Raw genomic sequence first — 17,308 nt, 5'->3', positions numbered from 1 at the left:
GCACAATATGGTGCCATCCACGCCGTCATGCCGACAACCGCACCCAGATCGGCAGATGATCGGATGCGGCGCGGGCCAGGGCCGTGGCATGCACGCCGGCATCGGCCACATCCAGGGCATGACTGGCAAAGGCCCGGTCCAGCCGGCCGAGCGGCAGCCGCGCCGGGAAACTGGCGGGTAGGCGGATTTCGCGCCAGTGCCGCGCCAGTTCGTCCAGCGCCGCGCCGCGACCGCGCCATTCGTTGAAATCGCCCATCACCAGTTCCGGCGGGTTGCCTGGCGCGCTCGCAATGGCCGCCACCATGGCGCGGGTCTGCCGCGCCCGCCACAGGCCCGACAGATCGAGATGCGCCCCCACCAGCCGCAACGGCATCTGGCCATGCATCACATCGGCCAGCACGGCGCCGCGCGGCTCCAGCGCCGGCAAGTGGATGGGGGCGCAATGCGTCAGCCGTGCAGCACCACGCACCAGCACGGCATTGCCATGCCAGCCCAGCGCCGCATGATCGCCGAGCGGTGCCGCCACCCAGCCACAAGCCGCCAGCATTTCGCCCGACAACACGGAACGGCGCACCCCGAACCGCGTGTCCGCCTCTTGCAGCAGCACCACATCGGCGGCGATTTCGTCCATCACATCCAATATGCGCTGCGGCGACCGCCGCCCATCGCTGCCGACGCCCTTGTGGATATTGTAACTGGCGACGGTCAGCGTCACGGCTTGCACTCGACAAGAAAGGACAGTATTGTTGACCCAATAATCAGATAGTGGGGAGCGACCATGGTCGCCGATTTGCCGCCCGTTTCGCTCGACGACAAATATCGCTTCCGCGATGGCCGGGTGTTCATGTCGGGCGTGCAGGCGCTGGTGCGCCTGCCGCTGGTGCAGAAATGGCGTGATGCCGCCGCCGGTCTGAACACGGCCGGGTTCATCTCCGGTTATCGCGGATCACCGCTGGGCGGCTATGATCAGGAATTGTGGCGCGCAAAACAATATCTGAAAGCGCAGGATATCCACTTCGTTCCCGGCGTGAACGAAGAATTGGGCGCCACCGCCGTCTGGGGCACGCAGCATGTCGCGCTCAACCCCAAGGCGACAAAGGATGGCGTGTTCGGCATCTGGTATGGCAAGGGGCCGGGCCTTGATCGCGCCATGGATGTGCTGAAGCACGCCAATGCCGCCGGCACATCGGCGCATGGCGGGGTGCTGGCCATCGTCGGTGACGATCATGGCGCCAAATCCTCCACCCTGCCGCACCAGAGCGACCATAATTTCCAGGCCGCCTTCGTGCCGTTCCTCAGCCCGTCGAGCGTGCAGGAATTCGTCGAATACGGCCTGCTCGGGATCGCCATGAGCCGCTTTGCCGGCACCTGGGTCGGCTTCAAGGCCACCGCCGACACGGTGGAAACCAGCGCCACCATCGATCTGGCGCATGAAAACCGCCATATCATCCTTCCGGAATTTGAATTCCCCGATGGCGGTGTGCACATCCGCCGCGGCGATATCTGGCGCGAGGAAGACACGCGCCTGCAACGCTACAAGGGCTTTGCCGCGCTGGCCTTTGCCCGCGCCAACGGCATTGATCGGCTGATCTGGGATTCTCCCAACCCGCGCATCGGCATCGTCACCACCGGCAAGGCCCACGCCGATACGATGCAGGCGCTCGCCGAACTCGGCATCACCGAACCGGTCGCCGCCGCCATCGGCCTGCGCGTCTACAAGGTCGGCATGCCGTGGCCGCTGGAGCCGGACGGCATCCGCGGCTTTGCCGAAGGCCTCGAAGAAGTGCTCGTCATCGAGGAAAAGCGCGAATTCATCGAACATCAACTGAAATGGCAGCTCTACAACTGGCGCGAAAGCGTTCGACCGCGCGTCGTCGGCAAGCGTGACGAGCGCGGCGACTGGCTGCTCAGCCCGGACAATGAACTGACCCCCGGCGTCATCGCCAATGTCATCGCCGCGCGCCTGCAGCATTTCCACGACACGCCGCGCATCCGTGCCGCCATCAGCTTCTTCCGCGACCAATCGGCAAAATCTGCCGCCTATGAAACCCCGATCAAGCGCAGCCCCTATTTCTGTTCCGGCTGCCCGCACAACAGCAGCACCAAGCCGCCCGAAGGCGGCCGCGCGCTGGCCGGCATCGGCTGCCACATCATGGCGATGTGGATGGACCGCGCCGAAACCTTCACCCAGATGGGCGGCGAAGGCGTCACCTGGGTTGGCGAAGCGCCGTTCGTTTCGGAAAGCCACGTGTTCGCCAATCTCGGCGACGGCACCTATTTCCATTCCGGCCTGCTCGCCATCCGCCAGTCGATCGCGGCGGGCGTCAACATCACCTACAAGATCCTCTACAACGATGCCGTCGCCATGACCGGCGGCCAGAAGCATGACGGCGAGCTTGGCGTCGATCAGATCGCGGCGCAGATGCTGGCCGAACATGCCAAGAAGGTCGTCATCCTCACCGAAGACCTCACCCGCTACAAAGGCGTGACCATCCCCGGCAGCGTGCGCCTGCTCGATCGCAGCGCCCTGCCCGCCATCAGCCAGGAATTCGCCGCCACCCAAGGCTGCACGGTGATCATCTTCGATCAGACCTGCGCCGCCGAAAAACGCCGCCGCCGCAAGCGCAAGCTGATGGTCGATCCCGACCGCCGCATCTTCATCAACCCAGCCGTCTGCGAAGGCTGTGGCGATTGTTCGGTGCAATCCAACTGCGTCTCCGTGGAGCCGCTGGAAACCGAATATGGCCGCAAGCGCCGCATCAACCAATCGAGCTGCAACAAGGATTACAGCTGCGTGCAGGGCTTCTGCCCCAGCTTCGTCACCATCGACAGCGCTGCAGTCAAGAAATCCAGCGCTGAATTCAGTGTGGATGGCCTGGAAGAACCGCACCCGCCCGCCCCCGGCGCCGGATACAATATCATGGTCACCGGCATCGGCGGCACTGGCGTGCTCACCGTGTCGGCACTGCTCGGCACCGCCGCGCATATCGAGGGCCTGGCCAGCACCACCGCCGACATGGCCGGCCTCGCCCAGAAGGGCGGCGCGGTTTACAGCCATGTCCGCATCGCGGCATCGGCAGGCGATCTCCTGAGCCCACGCATCATGGCCGGCAATGCCGATCTGGTGCTGGCTTGCGACGCCGTCGTTGCCGCCGACATGCCGACGCAAACATTGATGGTGCCCGATCGCACCGCCGTTGTTGCCAATGCCGATATCGCGCCGACCAGCGATTTCGTGCGCAACCGCGATTATGATTTCCGCACCGCCGCCGTCGAGCGCGCCATCCGCAAGGCATCCAACCCCAATGCCTGCGATTTCGTCGCGGCCGACACCGTCGCCACCGCCCTGCTTGGCGATGCCATCGGCAGCAACATCCTGCTGATGGGCTATGCTTGGCAAAAGGGCCTGATCCCGCTGAAGCGCCAGAGCATCGAGGCCGCGATCGAACTGAACGGCGTCGCCATCCCCTTCAACAAGCGCGCCTTCGCGCTGGGCCGCCTGCTTGCCACCCGCCCGGATCAGGTGCTGGCATTGGTGGAGGCCTCCCGCGGCCCGCAGCCGGAACCGCCCGCCACCAATCTCGACGAGATCATCGCCCGCCGCACCGCCGATCTGACCGCCTATCAGGACGCCGCCTACGCCGCCCGCTTCGGCAGCGTCGTGGAACAGGCCCGCAACGCCGGCGGCGACGCGCTGGGCGAAGCGGTCGCCCGCAGCCTCTACAAGCTGATGGCCTACAAGGACGAATATGAAGTCGCCCGCCTCTACAGCGACGGCCGCTTCCGCACCGCCTATGATGCGCAGTTCAGCGCTGGCAAGCCGCGTTTGCTGCTGGCCCCGCCGCTGATCGCCCGCACCGACCCCGCGACCGGCCGCCCGAAGAAAATCAGCTTTGGCCCGTGGATCTTCACCGCGTTCGGCGTGCTCGCCAAGCTGAAATCCCTGCGCGGCACCGCGCTCGATCCGTTCGGCTATAGCCAGGAACGGCGGCACGAGCGCGCCGATATCGCCGCCTATGCAGCCGACGTGGCCCGCCTGATCAGCGATGTGAATCCCGCCAACATCGGCCTGGCGCTGGCCATCGCCAAGCTCCCCATGGATGTGCGCGGCTTCGGCCCGGTGAAGGCCAAGGCGCGCGACGAGGTCGCCGCCCGCCGCGCTGCCCTGTGGGCGAAATGGCCGGGCGTCGCAGCACAAGCGGCGGCGTGATCCTGAGCTGAAGGCCCGGCCGCCGGCGCCTTCAGATCATGCGGGCCGCCGCCGGCAAGGCGTCCGCCTGTTCCCACCACGCCCCTTCCGCGTGGCGCTGGAACAGGTCCGGCGGCAACACGCTTTGCCGCACGTTGACGTGCACCTTTGCCCCGACCGCGTGCAGCCCCGGCGAGCCGAGCCGGGCATCGAACATCATCGCATCATAATCCGGTTCGATCTCGTTCGGGCTGTGCACAAAGCGTGGCACCCCCAGGAAATCGTAGACCTGATCGAGCACGCCCTGCGGATCGGCGGTGAGGCTTTCATAACGCACCAGCAACAGCCGATCATGGTGCGGATCGAACACCGCTTCGCGCAGCGCGTGCAGCGCATAACCGATCATGCCATTGCCGGCGAGCAGGGCTTCGGTGCGCGAATAGACGGTGCCGCCAGGGTCGAACTTGAAGATGCCCGACGGTTGCAGCGCGTTGCGGCGCGTCAGTCGCTCGACGGAATCGAGGATCCACGCCGGGTTGCGCACACAGGCGATCACCTTGGCCTTCGGCCACAGCGTCGCCAGCAGCGCCATTTTCGAACACCACAGCCGGTTGGTATCGATGATCAGCTTGTGGGGATGAAGATCGGCATAATAATTGTCGACGACACCGCGCAGCACCCGCAGCCGCTGGTCATCCTCGATGAACACGCCGCCTTCATTGGCCTGGCTCATCTGCGACAGCAGCCCGGTGACCAGGCTGCCGGCCGGGCTCGTCATCGCGGCATGAAGGAACGGGTTCTGCCGCAGCAGCGCCGCCAGCAGCGTGGAGCCGGAACGCGGCAACCCGGAAATGAAGTGCAGACCGTTGTTCATGGTCATATCCTCAGGATGCGAAGCCGGCCAACAACATTGCCCAGCGCGACGGTTCGGGCATGCCGCCGACGCTGCCAGCAACCAGATCGTGAGGACCGGTCTGGGTGACCGCATAGGTTTGCACACTGCCGGTGTAGGCAAAGTTTGCAGCATCAGCCGCCGTGCTCGCCAGCGTCGCCAGCGAAGCGCCAGCCAGCAATATCATTCGGAACATAAAGCAACTCCAAAGCGCCGCGAAATTTTTCGTGGGATTTGGGGTCTTGGCTATGCCTTCGCACTTTATCAACAATATAGGCTGCCATGTTCGTGACGAAGATGCCCATTTTAGGCAAACAGCCCGCCAATGCGCGTGTCCGAGCTGGTCCGGAAATGCAAAACCGGCGGCGCCCGCTGGGGACGCCGCCGGCCGTGTCAATCGTGCCCCGCGATCAGGCGGTGCGCAACCGGCGACGGCGCAACATCGCGCCGACGCCGCCAAATCCGGTGATCAGCATCGCCCAGCTCGACGGCTCGGGAACGCCGCCAGCCGCGCTGAATAGATCGATCGAGGCCGAACCGTCGCCGCTGTTGATCCCCGCCGTCAGCACGGTATTGGTCGCGCTGGCCGCCAGGAAGGAGCCGCCACCGCCGCCGCCGGTGTAGTAGCTACCGCCACCGCCGGAGAAGCCGCCGCCGCCGCCGAAGCCGCCGTGGTAGCCAGTTTTGGCGTCGCCACTGCCGCCGTTGAAGCCATTCGGGCCACCGCGGCCGCCTCGACCCGCTCTACTGCCGCCGTCCGAGAGCCATCCGCCACCGCCACCGCCATAAGCAGTGGAGCCGCCTTGGCCGCCGGAGCCACCGGTGCCGCCAGAATATTCTGAATTGGTGGTGCCGCCGCCGGTGTAGGCGCGGCCATACCCGCCGCTGTTGCCGCTATAGTCGCCGCCGCCGCCGGCGGCGATCGCGTGCGGCGTTGACAGATCGGTATAGATGAATGTGCCGCCGCCGCCGCCGCCGCCATAGGTGCTGCTGCCGGCGGTGGCGCCCAAGCCCTTGCCGCCGACAATGATATTGAGCACCGTCCCGCTGGTCAGCGACAGCCGGCCAAAGACGAACGCCCCGAGTCCGCCTTGGTCACCACCGCCCTGCGCGCCGGCAGCACCCAGCGTGTAGATGCCGGTCTGGGTGATCGTGTAGCTTTGCGCAGCGCCGGTATAATTGAACGTCACGGCCTCAGCCGCCGTGCTCGCCAGCGCCGCCAGCGAAGCGCCGGCCAGCAGAATCATTCTCATCATGGATGTAACCCCTCGATGCCGCATGCCCCCATGGCCGCGTGCGGGCACACCAGAAGAGGTTATCTTGTGGCCGTGCAAGCATCAAAATGGGGCAGAACTCGCGACAAATATCTATCGTTATCAATTGATTAGACAGGTTCCGAGAATCGCTCCGCATGGCCTGCGCAATGCGGCAAGCCTTGCCCTTCTTCAGGCGGATTCCGGCAGTTGCGGCGGCGCGAAACCGGCGGCCGCCCGCCGGCTAGGCTGCCGGTGCGACAGCGTGCGCGCCAGTTTCGGCCCGCGTGATCCGCCGCACCGTCGCCAGGGTGGACAAGAGACTGGCATAGGCCCGCGGCGCATGCACCGGCACAACATTGCGCGTGCGGACGGCGGCGACGCCATCATCCATCCGCTCGATCAAGCCGCGATCGATCAGCCGGTTGACCTTGCGCCGCACTGATTCCGCCGGCAGGCCGATCCGCCGCGCGATGGCGCGCACCGTCACCGATTGCCGCCCCCCGGCCGGCAAGTCGCTGTCGATCCAGGCATCGGCGCGCGACAATTGCGGATCTTGCGCCAGGCTGCGCCCGCTTTCGACATAGATGGTGAAATAGATGACGGCACTTTCGCGGTCGCTGCCGAATATGAGCGATCCGGACAGCATCGTGCGCGCCAGATATTGGCAGACGATCAGGCCAGCCAGCGTTTCGGATTGGGCAAGCCGATCGAAATCATGATCGAGCGCGGCACGCAGTTCGGCGATGGCGGCGGGATCATAGCCATTTTCAAGCACCAGTGCCCGCAACTGCGCCACCAGCAGCGCCAGTTGCGCCGCCAGCCCGCCCGGATGGCCGGCAGAAGCCGCGATATCATGTTCGGGAATCAACAGGATGACGCCATCATCATCCACAAGGCAGCCGCCGGCGGCATGCAGATCGGCAATCTTGCGGCGCACCGTTTGCATATCAAAGCCGAGTGCGGCGACGATGGCGGCGATCTTGACCGGGCGGCAATCCCGGGGCGCCACCAGGCCATGGCGATACGCCGCCGCCAGCGCCGGGCTATCGAACAGATGCGCGGTATTGGCGATCCGGATGAACAGGCCGATTGCGGTGAGCCGCGTGTCGCCGCCGAAAAAGCGCAGCAGGTTGCAGATGATATCCAGCGACCAGGCATCGACGATACGCGCGATGGCGCGCAGCGGTGGCCCCGGATCAGGCGCGGCCACGGCCGGACCAGACACGGCGTGCTGCATCACCGGCCGCGATCCCCAGCGCCGCCCCCAAGGCAGATTTCAGCAGGTTCCATTGCCACAAGATCAATCACCCGATTGCAGCACCGAACACCGTGCCGCATCCGACTGTCATGCTATTGTGTTTTAATCCATGATCTTGGCCGCCTTGCACGGGCCAAAGATGCCCATTTTGGGCACATGACCCGGCCATGCGTGCGTCCGCGGTGATCCGGACATGCCAAGCCGGCGGCGTCCGCTGGGGACGCCAGCGCAGCACCGACCAGCCGAATCACGTGCGAAACGAATTTGTCCACAAACGCCACGATTTTCGGGGCTGGCGGGTGATGCCGCCACGACGATTCGCCTTGTAAAATGTAAATACTGTTATGTTCACGCCGAGCATGCTCATTGTGAGCATGTCCATTTTCGATGTGCTTGTCCGCCATGGCACGGCTTTCGGCCCGCGACCCCGGATCAATTCCGGGCCGACATGCCGCTTCTGTATGCAGATCTCAAACAGTCGCACCGCTATCCGACGTTGTATTTATGGTATTTTCTGGCGTTGTGGTGCGCGGTGGCGGTGGGGGAAGGCGCGTGGCTGTATACGGCTGTATACGGCTGGACTTGCGGCTTGGGTCATGAATGGCGCCGGCAGGCTGCAGTTGCGCGACGCGCGTGGCAGGCTGACTCGGCGTTGCAAATTGCGTAAGCGGAACATCCCTTGAACGACTTTGAGTAAAGCATGCATATTTGGGGCAAGGTCATCCGTGCAGCCGCCGTTTCCGTAAGCATCACATTGACGGCCCTGGCGCTGATGTCGCAGCAGGAGGGGCTGGATATACCCTTGCCTTACTGGGAGCTCGGAGCGCTGTTGCCGATGGTGCTTTCAGGGATCATCACCTGGCAAATGGCCCGCAAGGCCGAGCGCATTGAGTGGCTCTATACCGAATTGACCTATGCCTATATGCAGATGAAGGCGCTGGCGCAAACCGATCATCTGACCGGCCTTGCCAACCGCGCCACGTTTCTGGAGACGGCGGAACAGTTGCAGGCGCAGCAGCCAGGCCGCATCCTCATCATCGACCTCGATCATTTCAAGTCGATCAACGACACGCATGGCCATGCTGTTGGCGATGATGTGTTGCGTGGCATCTCCCAGACCTTGCTGCGCTGTGCCCGCAACGACCATCTGATCGGGCGCATTGGTGGTGAGGAGTTTGCCGTGTTCATGCCCGACGCCGATGATCAGGCCGCCGCCGCGTGCGCCGAAGCGATCAGGACCGGCATCGAACAGGTCATGATCCTCGATCGCGACAATCACCCCATCCAGATCACCGCCAGCATCGGCATTTCGGGCCAGCATAGCGCCAGCCTGCCCGATGCCGTGCAAGCCGCCGATATGGCGATGTACCGCGCCAAACGCGCCGGTCGCAACCGGGTGCGCGTGGCCGCCTAGGCGCGAATGCATTCCTGAAATCCCGCGCAGGCTGAGCGGGTCAATCAACACGCAAGTGGATGCAAACAGCGGGCGTGATGGGGGCAGACCCCCTGCCCTCAGCCCCCGATATCGATTGCGAAACAGCCGTTGTTGTTGATTTCCAGCTTCTTGCAGCCGCCCATCGCTTCGTTGCGGGTGGGGAAAGGGCCGACCTGCAGGCGGTATATGCCGCCAAACTTGCTGACCTTGGGCTTCAGGCCCTTCAAATCGCGCTTTTGTGCGGCGGCCAGCCTGGTCCACGCGGTCATGGCGCTTTTCTGGTTGGGATAGCTGCCGAGCTGGATGCGCCAGCCGGTTTCCGGCGGCGGCCGCGGCGCCTTGGGACGCGATTTTTCGGCGGGCTTCGGCACGGTCCGTTCGGCCACCCACACCGGCGGCGGGGCTGGCGGTTCGGCGGGGGATGCCAGCGTGGCGGGCGGCGGCGTGGTTTCGGGCGGTGCCGATCCCATCTGGGTTTCGCCGGTCGAGCCCGCATTGGCGGCATTCAGCGCAGCGGCGTTCAGGGCGGCGGTGCTGCTGCCGGTCTCGACTGTGGCCGGCGCGTTCGCCACCACGGCAACCGGCGACGGCGGCGCGGTGGGCGCATCCAGCGGCGGCGGCAGGATCGCCGACTGGAATTGCGCCGGCACGCTGCTGTTGTTGGCCAGCGCCGTGGCGATCTGCCAGCCATTGGCCCGATCGAGCGGCTGGATGACCTGCGAAAGTTCGTTCAGCGCCTTGGTGGCTTCGGGCAGACCTTGGGCGGCGGCGCGCACCAGATAGGCATAGGCCAGCGGCATGGATTTGGCCGCGCCATCGCCGTTCCAATGCACGATGCCCAGCACATATTGCGCCCGCATCTCGCCGCGGTCGGCTGCGGACTTCAGCCAGCGCACCGCTTCGTCCTTCTCTGCCGCCTGGAACAGCAGGATGCCCAGATTGGCCTGCGCCGGCAGATGCGCCTTCACCGCGGCACGGCGATACCAATCACGGGCAATCACCTTGTCCAGCACCACGCCGCGGCCGAGTTTATAGGCCTGGCCCATGTTGAACATGGCATCGGGATCGCCCTTTTCGGCAAAGGGCAGCCACATGGTCACCGCATTGTCCCATTTGCTGGCGCGCCACAATTCCACGCCCTGACGCACCGATGGCGGTGGCGGTTCGGCGCGCGCCGGGGCCGAGGCCGCCGGACGGCTGGCGCGCCGGTTCCGCTTCTTCTTGCGGGGGGCGGCGAGCGCAGGGTCGCCGGCCACCAGGGCCAGCACCAGCAATGCGCCAATCGCCTTCAACACTGCCAAGCCAACTCTCCGCCCTTGATTGTCATGCGAACCCGTCCCGTGGTGGGCAACCCGTCAAATGGCGTGTTGCCTGCGCCGTGGAACACTCGTCCATCGATACGCCATGGCGCGTGTTCGTCAAAGACTGCAATGTCCGCTGGCGCGCCGAGTTGCAAGGTTCCGGCGACCAGACCAAAGCGCCGGGCCGGATTCAGGCTCAACATGGCGATCAGGCGCGGCAAATCGATCACGTCGTCACGCACCAGGCCCAATCCCAGCGCCAGCAATGTTTGCGCGCCGGCCATCCCGGCCCGCGCATCGGCAAAGGGCTGGCGCTTGTCTTCCTGGCTTTGCGGATCGTGGCCGGATGCCAATATGTCGATCGCGCCCGATCGCACGCCTTCGATCACCGCCAGCCGGTCGCGCTCATCGCGCAAGGGCGGCGACAGGCGGGCAAAGCTGCGGAAGCCGGATACCGCCATGTCGTTGAGCAGCAGATGCGCCGGTGTGATGCCCGCGGTCACATCCACCCCCCGCGCCCGCGCCGCCAGCAACGCCGCGAGGCCTTCGGCCGTTGTCACCTGGCGGATGTGCAGCGCCGCGCCCGTCGCCTCGGCCAGGCGGCAATCGCGCGCAATCGCCAGCGCCTCGGCAAAGGCCGGTGCCGCCGCCAGCCCCAGCCTTGTCGCATATTCGCCGCTGGTCGCCACCGCGCCGGCGGTGAGCGCCGCGTCCTCGGCGTGGGACACCACGGTCAAGCCAAAGGCGCGGGCATAGGCGAGCAGCCGGTGCATGACACGGGCATCGGCAATCGCCCGCCGCCCGGTCGCCACGCCCACCGCGCCCGCCGCCTGCGCCAGCCCGATCTCGGCCAATTCGACGCCCTGCAACCCCCGCGTTGCGGCGGCCAGCGGATGCACCCACACATCGGGCTTGCCGGATCCTTGCGCATAGGCAACCAGCGCCGGATCATCGAGCGGCGGCGATTGATCGGGCATCAACACCACCCGCGTGATGCCGCCGGCATGGCAGGCCGGCGGATGGGCGCGAAACACGCCGACATCGATGAGGCCCGGCGCCACCACCAGCCCGCGCGCATCGATCACCTGGGCGTGGCTGGGCGGCTCGGCATGCCCGATGCCGACGACCATGCGATCCTGCAGCAGGATGGTGGCGATGCCATCCTGTCCGCTGGCCGGGCAGATCACCCGGCCATTGATGATGGCGATGGGGGTAGCAGGCGTCATGCCCAGCCCTTCACGCCACGCCGACGGCGGGTGAGCACATCGAGACAGGCCATGCGCACGGCAACACCCATCTCCACCTGTTCGCTCACCGCACTGCGGGCGATATCATCGGCGATGGCGCTTTCGATCTCCACGCCGCGGTTCATCGGGCCGGGGTGCATCACCAGCACATCGCCCGCCGCCCGCGCCAGCCGAGCCTCGGTCAGGCCATAAAAGCGGAAATATTCGCGCGGGGACGGCACATAGGCGCCCTCCATCCGTTCGGTTTGCAGGCGCAGCATCATCACCACATCGGCATCGCGCAAGCCCGCATCCATGTCGGTGAAGCTGGTGACGGCATAGCCATCCAACCCATCGGGCAACAGGGTCGGCGGGGCGACGGCGCGCACTTCGGCGCCCATGCTGGCGAGCAACTGGAAATTCGATCGTGCCACCCGGCTGTGCAGGATGTCGCCGCAAATCGCGACTTTCAGCCCGGCGATGCGGCCCTTGCGGCGGCGGATGGTCAGCGCATCCAGCAGCGCCTGTGTGGGGTGTTCGTGCCGGCCATCGCCGGCGTTGAGCACCGGGCAATCGACCTTTTCCGAAATCAGTTGCACCGCGCCCGACGAGCCATGGCGGATGACGATCATGTCCGGGTGCATGGCGTTCAGCGTCAACGCCGTATCCAGCAGCGTCTCGCCCTTCTTAAGGCTCGATCCCGACACGCCCAGATTGACGACATCGGCGCCCAGACGCTTGCCGGCGATTTCAAAGCTCAGCAACGTGCGCGTGCTGTTTTCGAAGAAAGCATTGATCTGCGTCAGGCCGCGCAGCCGCTCGTCGTGTTTGGCGGCACGCGACCGGTTCATCTCCACCCATTGTTCTGATTCATCGATCAGAAACGCAATCTCCCACGGCTTCAACTGGGCGATGCCAAGCAGATGATCGTGCGGAAACGGATGAACGCCGTCTGCCAATGCGGGGTGGGAGGGCGCGCGTTCCATGCGCGCCATTCCTATCGCCCGCGGGCGGAGCCGGCAACCCTGTGCCAGGCCGCGCCCATCAACGCCCTCCCCGCAAGGGGGAGGGAGCAGATTGCATCAATCTTTGCGCCAGCGCAGCACCGGCAGCACGCTGGCGAAATCATCGCGCCACACGCTCATGCCCGGCCGCGTTTGCAACGCCCGCCAGTCGCCGCCGCCCGCCACCAGCGCATCCATCCGCTGGCGATTGCGGCTGAAGGCCACCCAGGTCGATCCCGCCGTCACCCAGCCCGGCCGGCCGCCGGGCGGTGGCGGCAGTTGCAGCACCCGCGTCTGCCAGCCACCATCGCTGGCAATTGCGGCCAGCACCGGTTCCAGGTTCAGAAACCGGTTGGAGATGTGCACCATCAGTATGCCATTCTCGGCCAGCGCCCGGCCATAAAGCGCAAAGGCTTCGGCGGTCATCAGGTGCAGCGGTATCGCATCCGACGAAAAGGCATCGATGGCCAGCAGATCAAGGCTGGCTGGCGGCGCATCGGCCAGGGTGAGCCGTGCATCGCCCACCACGATCTTCATGTCGGGCTTGCAGCGCGCGATATAGCGGAAGCGCTGCCTGGCGATCTCGACCACCAGCGGATCGATCTCCCACGCGGTCCAGCGCTGGCCGGGTTTGGCGTGGCAGGCGAGCGTGCCGGTGCCGAGCCCGACCACCCCGATGCGGGCATCCGCGCCCATCGGGGCCAGCGCGCGACCGATGCCGGCTTCGCGCAGATAATAGGTCATCGGTTCGGTGACGAGTTCGGGGCGCAGCGATTGCGCGCCGTGCATGGTGGTGCCGTGCAGCAAGGCGATATAGCCGGCCTTGGGCCGCGCATCGACGGTGTAGACCCCGAAGAAGCTGCGCTGGCGTTTGCCGGCAACGTCCGTTTCGATCTGCACCATGCCACCGATCGCCAGCATCAGCGCCGCCAGTGCCACCACGAACGACATGCGCCGTCCGATCAGCAACAGGGCCAGCGCGGCGGCCATCGCCACCGCCACGATGCTGCGCAGCGGCCAGGCGTTGCTGCGATCCAGCCCGGCGAAACCGAACCGCGTCGCCGCCGCCCAGCACAACAGCGCCACGGCCAGCAACATGATCGCTCGCCAGGCCGGGCTTGCCGCCAGCTTGCTCCACGCCCGGCCCGGCAACAACGCTGCCGCCACCAGCAGCAACAGCGGATGTTCCCAGGGCCAGGGAAAGACCATCGGGGCGATCAGCGCACAGAACAAGCCGCCCAGCGCACCGCCCAGCGACATCCACAGATAGAAGGTCGTCAGCCCCGCCGGTTCCGGCCGATCTTCGGCCAGCGTGCCGTGCAGCGCCACGCACAGCAGCAGCAGCAACAGCAGCCCGGCCAAGGCAAACAAGGTCGCCACCTCTGGCCCGCCCGACAGGCACGCCCAACTGCCCAGCAGCACCAGCGCCAACGGCGACAGGCCTTGTGCCGCCCGGGTCAGCCGCGGCCCGGCGGCGGAGAACACCGCCACGAAACTCAGCAGATACAGCGCCAGCGGCACCACCCATAGCAGCGGCATCGCCATGATATCGGTGGTCAGATGCGTGGTGGTGGACAGCAGCAGCGCCGACGCCACCGCCGCCAGCAGCGCCCAGTGCAAGCGGCGCTGCAGCGGGATCACCGGGGCCGGCGCGCGCGCCCGGGTTTGCTGCGCGCCGGCTGCACCCTGCGCCATGAAGCCACTCAGTGCGGTCAATCCCGCCAGCAGGACAAACCCGGCCGACCACGCCCAGCGCTGCGCCGACAAGCCGGCCAGCGGCTCCACCAGCAAAGGATAGGCGATCAACGCGGCGAAGCTGCCGAGGTTGGACGCCGCATAGAGGAAATAGGGATTGGCCGCGGCCGCATCATCGGTGCGCGCAAACCACGCCTGCAACAAGGGCGCCTGCGCCGACACCACGAAAAACAGCGGCCCGATCGATGCGCACAGCAGCCCGATCAACCACAGTTGCGGATCGACACCATCAGCCGCCGGAAACCAGTTCGCCATCCCCACCGGCAGGGTCAGCGCAGCGAGCGCGAACAGCCCCAGATGCACCAGCAATTGCCGGCGCACGGCCAAGCGTTGCAACCGATCAGCATAGATATAGCCGCCCAGCAGCGCCGCCTGGTAAAACAGCATCGCCGTGTTCCACACATTGGGCGATCCACCCAGAATGGGGAGCACCACCCGCCCGAACAGCGGCTGCACCAGGAACAGCAGAAAACTCCCGGTCAGGATGGTGACGATGTAAACCGGTCGCAGGTTCTGGCTGGCACGGGCCGCAATCGCAGTCATATGTTCCCCCTGCTCGGTCGCATATTGCAGCCATATGGTGGCCGCCACCAACAAACCGTTAACCAGCGCTGTGGGTCCACACGCTTGCCGGCCCCGCCGCCCACCGTTAAGCACCTTCGCCATGGCCAGCGCAGTCCGCCCGTGGGTGCCCAAATGGGTAATCGTCATCGCATTCTACAACGAGGCGCGCTTCATCGCGCCAACCATCGCCTGCGCGCTGGCGCAGGACCGTGACGACATCATGCTGGTGTGTGTGGACAATGGCTCCACCGACGCCAGCGCCGGAATCGTGGCCGACGCCATCAAGGATCACCCGCGCGCCATGCTGGTGAGCGAAACCGCGCAGGGCCACACATTTGCGCTGCGCAAGGGCACGGCGCTCGCGCACGACATGGGCGCGCAGAACATCGCCTATTGGGATGCCGACACCTTCTATCCGCCGCACTATATCAGCCGCGCCGATGCCTTGCTGGGCGATGATCCGCGCATCGTCGGCGTCCAGGCGTTCGACATCTATGGCGAATATGCTGTGCCCAAGAACGTCATCATCCGCCATCGCATGGCGATCACCGCGTCATTGCTCACCGGCCAGGGCCACACCGGCACCTTCGGGCAATGTTTTCGTCTCGCGCCGCTGCTCGCTGCCGGCGGGCCGAAGAATGATGATTGGCCGTTCGTGCTCTATGATCACGAATTGATCCATCGCATGCTGAAACAGGGCCGGCTCACCCACGCGGCCGATCACGTCTGCTGGCCGGCGCCGCGCCGCACGGTGAAGGGTCATGTGCGCTGGAACCTCACCGAACGCCTGCTCTATGCGCTGACGCCTTATGCCGTGAAGGACTGGTTCTTCTACGGCTTTCTCGGCCCCCGCCTGCGCAGCCGCGGCATGTTCGAAGCGGGCTTGCGCGTACGGGATTGGGAATGAGTCATGCGACTGAAACCTTGCTGCGCCATGCAGGCACGATGACCCGCATTCTCGCCCTCACCGCCGCGCTGCTTGGCGCCTTCCTTGCCGCCCCCACCGCTGCCGCCCCGGTGCTGATGATCGCCATCGATGGCCTGCGCCCGGTGGAATGGCAAGGCAAGGCCAATGGCCTGGCGCTGCCGGCCCTGCGCGGCCTCGCCGCCGGCGGGGTGAGCGCTGCGGTGACGGGCGTGCTGCCCACGGTCACCTTCCCCAGCCACGCGACCTTGATGACCGGCGCTGTGCCGCGCCGCCACGGCATCGGCAACAATCTGACCTTTGATCCATACCGCCGCAATGATGATGGCTGGTATTGGTATGCCAGCGATTTCAAGGCGCAAACCCTGTGGCAGGCTGCTGTTGGCAACGGCAAGCGCGTGGTGAATGTCCACTGGCCGATCAGTGTCGGCCTGTCGGGCCTGGCCGCAAACCTGCCGCAGATCTGGCGCAAGGGCACGCCCGACGACGACAAGCTGATCGCCGCCCTCTCCACCCCCGGCCTGCCCGCAGCCTTGGTCGCCGAAGCCGGCCCCTACCCGCCCGGCATCGATGAAGGCATCGCCGCCGACGAAGCCCGCGCCGCGCACGCCATCGCCTTGATCCGCCGCATCCAGCCGGATTTCGCCACCGTGTACCTCACCGCCTTCGATCATGAACAGCATGAGGCCGGCCCGGATTCCGCCGCCGCCCGCGCCATATTGGTGCGCATCGACACCGCCGTCGGCAAGCTGGTGGCGACGGCGCGCGCGGTGAATCCGGAGACGGTGGTGGTCATTGTCTCCGACCACGGCTTTGCGCCGATCAACCGCACCACCAACTTGTTCCTGCCGCTGATCAAGGCCGGTCTCATTCGCCTGACGCCGGATGGCAATGGCATCGCCAGCTGGGATGCGATCCCCTGGCCGGCCGGCGGCAGCGCCGCGATCGTGCTGGCCCGGCCCGACGATGCGGCGCTGAAGGCCCGGGTGGCAGCGGTGCTGGCCGAAACCGCGCGTGACCCGGATGCCGGCATCGATCGCGTGCTGGATGGCGCCGGTATTGCCGCCGCCGGCGGAACCGCCGACGCGGCCTTCTGGGTCAACAGCAAGCCCGGTTGGGCGATGGGCAATCGCCTGTCCGGCGCCCAGGGCGAGCCGACCGCCTCGAAAGGCACCCATGGCTATTTCCCCGACGTGCCGGCCATGCGCACCAGCCTGATCGCGAACGGTCCGGGGATTGCGCCCAGGGATCTGGGCCTGATCGACATGCGCGGCATCGCGCCGGCGGTGGCGGCGAAATTGGGTGTGACCCTGCGCGACGCGGAATTGCCGGCCGCGTTTTAATGTCAAACGCCCTCCCCCTTGCGGGGAGGGCGACTCGGCGTCAGCCGAGCGGGGTGGGGGTTCCACATGTGGCCGCGGGCGTACCCCCACCCCGCTCGCGCCAAGGGGCGCGAGTCGCCCTCCCCGCAAGGGGGAGGGAGTTGGCCCTGACTTGTCCCTG

The 17,308-nt window shown here is 66.1% G+C and carries 14 protein-coding genes; 5 read left to right on the top strand and 9 right to left on the bottom strand.

All coding sequences use genetic code 11. The features are described 5' to 3' along the window. Nucleotides 1–25 precede the first annotated feature (25 nt). Nucleotides 26–715 (bottom strand): endonuclease/exonuclease/phosphatase family protein, encoded by a 690-nt coding sequence (locus tag ABWP22_RS05805; protein WP_353199014.1) that lies wholly within the window; start codon nucleotides 713–715, stop codon nucleotides 26–28. A 63-nt stretch (nucleotides 716–778) separates the two neighbouring features. Here ABWP22_RS05805 and ABWP22_RS05800 point away from each other — a divergent pair, with 63 nt between their 5' ends. After that, nucleotides 779–4,210, top strand: coding sequence for an indolepyruvate ferredoxin oxidoreductase family protein (locus tag ABWP22_RS05800; protein WP_353199013.1), 3,432 nt, complete (start codon nucleotides 779–781; stop codon nucleotides 4,208–4,210). 31 nt (nucleotides 4,211–4,241) lie between these two features. Here the strand turns inward: ABWP22_RS05800 and ABWP22_RS05795 are convergent, their stop codons facing one another. The 4 genes from ABWP22_RS05795 to ABWP22_RS05780 all read right to left on the bottom strand — a co-directional run bounded on the left by ABWP22_RS05795 (nucleotide 4,242) and on the right by ABWP22_RS05780 (nucleotide 7,574). Continuing rightward, nucleotides 4,242–5,063 (bottom strand): sulfotransferase family protein, encoded by an 822-nt coding sequence (locus ABWP22_RS05795; protein WP_353199012.1) that lies wholly within the window; start codon nucleotides 5,061–5,063, stop codon nucleotides 4,242–4,244. 10 nt (nucleotides 5,064–5,073) lie between these two features. Continuing rightward, the gene (locus ABWP22_RS05790) at nucleotides 5,074–5,277 is read right to left on the bottom strand and encodes a hypothetical protein (protein WP_353199011.1); all 204 of its coding nucleotides are present in this window, start codon (nucleotides 5,275–5,277) and stop codon (nucleotides 5,074–5,076) included. Between the two features lie 214 nt (nucleotides 5,278–5,491). Next, entirely contained in the window at nucleotides 5,492–6,337 is an 846-nt protein-coding gene (locus tag ABWP22_RS05785; RefSeq protein WP_353199010.1) for a PEPxxWA-CTERM sorting domain-containing protein, read from the bottom strand. A gap of 241 nt (nucleotides 6,338–6,578) precedes the next feature. Continuing rightward, the gene (locus ABWP22_RS05780) at nucleotides 6,579–7,574 is read right to left on the bottom strand and encodes a MarR family transcriptional regulator (RefSeq protein WP_353199153.1); all 996 of its coding nucleotides are present in this window, start codon (nucleotides 7,572–7,574) and stop codon (nucleotides 6,579–6,581) included. 469 nt (nucleotides 7,575–8,043) lie between these two features. Here ABWP22_RS05780 and ABWP22_RS05775 point away from each other — a divergent pair, with 469 nt between their 5' ends. Beyond that, a complete protein-coding gene (locus ABWP22_RS05775; RefSeq protein WP_353199009.1) occupies nucleotides 8,044–8,262 on the top strand; it encodes a hypothetical protein in 219 nt (72 codons plus the stop codon). A 198-nt stretch (nucleotides 8,263–8,460) separates the two neighbouring features. Next, entirely contained in the window at nucleotides 8,461–9,009 is a 549-nt protein-coding gene (locus ABWP22_RS05770; protein ID WP_353199008.1) for a GGDEF domain-containing protein, read from the top strand. Between the two features lie 98 nt (nucleotides 9,010–9,107). On the opposite strand, the gene ABWP22_RS05765 is transcribed toward ABWP22_RS05770, so the two are convergent. The 4 genes from ABWP22_RS05765 to ABWP22_RS05750 form a co-directional block, all read right to left on the bottom strand. Then, the gene (locus ABWP22_RS05765; protein WP_353199152.1) at nucleotides 9,108–10,325 is read right to left on the bottom strand and encodes an SPOR domain-containing protein; all 1,218 of its coding nucleotides are present in this window, start codon (nucleotides 10,323–10,325) and stop codon (nucleotides 9,108–9,110) included. Then, nucleotides 10,319–11,557, bottom strand: a complete 1,239-nt coding sequence (locus tag ABWP22_RS05760; RefSeq protein WP_353199007.1) for a dihydroorotase — start codon at nucleotides 11,555–11,557, stop codon at nucleotides 10,319–10,321. The genes ABWP22_RS05765 and ABWP22_RS05760 overlap by 7 nt, the downstream gene beginning before the upstream one ends. After that, nucleotides 11,554–12,543, bottom strand: coding sequence for an aspartate carbamoyltransferase catalytic subunit (locus ABWP22_RS05755; RefSeq protein ID WP_353199006.1), 990 nt, complete (start codon nucleotides 12,541–12,543; stop codon nucleotides 11,554–11,556). The genes ABWP22_RS05760 and ABWP22_RS05755 overlap by 4 nt, the downstream gene beginning before the upstream one ends. A 96-nt stretch (nucleotides 12,544–12,639) precedes the next feature. Further along, nucleotides 12,640–14,859 carry a fused MFS/spermidine synthase gene (locus tag ABWP22_RS05750; protein ID WP_353199005.1) on the bottom strand — a complete coding sequence of 740 codons (2,220 nt, stop codon included), beginning with the start codon at nucleotides 14,857–14,859 and terminating at the stop codon, nucleotides 12,640–12,642. Nucleotides 14,860–14,980: 121 nt separating this feature from the next. On the opposite strand from ABWP22_RS05750, the gene ABWP22_RS05745 reads away from it, so the two are divergent. Together ABWP22_RS05745 and ABWP22_RS05740 are read left to right on the top strand one after the other, a co-directional pair. After that, a complete protein-coding gene (locus tag ABWP22_RS05745; protein ID WP_353199004.1) occupies nucleotides 14,981–15,787 on the top strand; it encodes a glycosyltransferase family 2 protein in 807 nt (268 codons plus the stop codon). Next, on the top strand, nucleotides 15,784–17,148 hold the full coding sequence (locus tag ABWP22_RS05740; protein ID WP_353199003.1) for an alkaline phosphatase family protein: 1,365 nt from the start codon (nucleotides 15,784–15,786) through the stop codon (nucleotides 17,146–17,148). Before ABWP22_RS05745 ends, ABWP22_RS05740 begins: the two co-directional genes overlap by 4 nt. The last annotated feature ends 160 nt before the right edge of the window (nucleotides 17,149–17,308 follow it).

This window comes from Sandarakinorhabdus sp., from assembly GCF_040398665.1.
GTDB lineage: Bacteria > Pseudomonadota > Alphaproteobacteria > Sphingomonadales > Sphingomonadaceae > Sandarakinorhabdus.
This window is presented reverse-complemented; position numbering and strand designations above follow the sequence as displayed.

Coding starts and splice junctions, on each gene's coding strand:
- ABWP22_RS05780 (WP_353199153.1), bottom strand. CDS start 7,574: ATGCAGCACGCCGTGTCTGGTCCGGCCGTGGCCGCGCCTGATCCGGGG.
- ABWP22_RS05760 (WP_353199007.1), bottom strand. CDS start 11,557: ATGACGCCTGCTACCCCCATCGCCATCATCAATGGCCGGGTGATCTGC.
- ABWP22_RS05740 (WP_353199003.1), top strand. CDS start 15,784: ATGAGTCATGCGACTGAAACCTTGCTGCGCCATGCAGGCACGATGACC.
- ABWP22_RS05785 (WP_353199010.1), bottom strand. CDS start 6,337: ATGATGAGAATGATTCTGCTGGCCGGCGCTTCGCTGGCGGCGCTGGCG.
- ABWP22_RS05790 (WP_353199011.1), bottom strand. CDS start 5,277: ATGTTCCGAATGATATTGCTGGCTGGCGCTTCGCTGGCGACGCTGGCG.
- ABWP22_RS05795 (WP_353199012.1), bottom strand. CDS start 5,063: ATGAACAACGGTCTGCACTTCATTTCCGGGTTGCCGCGTTCCGGCTCC.
- ABWP22_RS05745 (WP_353199004.1), top strand. CDS start 14,981: ATGGCCAGCGCAGTCCGCCCGTGGGTGCCCAAATGGGTAATCGTCATC.
- ABWP22_RS05775 (WP_353199009.1), top strand. CDS start 8,044: ATGCCGCTTCTGTATGCAGATCTCAAACAGTCGCACCGCTATCCGACG.
- ABWP22_RS05750 (WP_353199005.1), bottom strand. CDS start 14,859: ATGACTGCGATTGCGGCCCGTGCCAGCCAGAACCTGCGACCGGTTTAC.
- ABWP22_RS05800 (WP_353199013.1), top strand. CDS start 779: ATGGTCGCCGATTTGCCGCCCGTTTCGCTCGACGACAAATATCGCTTC.
- ABWP22_RS05770 (WP_353199008.1), top strand. CDS start 8,461: ATGGCCCGCAAGGCCGAGCGCATTGAGTGGCTCTATACCGAATTGACC.
- ABWP22_RS05755 (WP_353199006.1), bottom strand. CDS start 12,543: ATGGAACGCGCGCCCTCCCACCCCGCATTGGCAGACGGCGTTCATCCG.